Here is a 264-nt window from a genome sequence, read left to right as displayed (position 1 = left end):
AGCATGAAGACCATCCAGAGCGATTCCGCCCATGTCCTGACCGCGCGCGAGGTGGCGACGCCCGAGCCAGCCGAGGGGGAGGTGCGGATCCGGGTCGACGACGTCGGCATCTGCGGGTCCGACCTGCACTACTACTTCGAGGGTGCCAACGGGGCGTTCGTCGTCGAGGAGCCGCGGGCCCCCGGCCACGAGCTCTCGGGCCGGGTCGACGCGGACCCGAGCGGGCGGGGTGCACGGTCACCGGGGTGCCCGCCGCGAGACGCC

At 73.5% G+C, this 264-nt stretch carries 1 protein-coding gene; it reads left to right on the top strand.

Going from position 1 to position 264, the window contains the following annotated elements; translation table 11 throughout:
• Positions 1-3: 3 nt before the first annotated feature.
• A partial coding sequence (locus ACZ6JE_RS15290) for an alcohol dehydrogenase catalytic domain-containing protein (RefSeq protein ID WP_464319497.1) occupies positions 4-264 on the top strand: 261 nt, incomplete at its 3' end.

The organism is Frigoribacterium sp. AC759, from assembly GCF_979256015.1.
The sequence above is the reverse complement of the archived record's forward strand: the minus strand, read 5'-3'. Positions and strand labels throughout refer to the sequence as shown.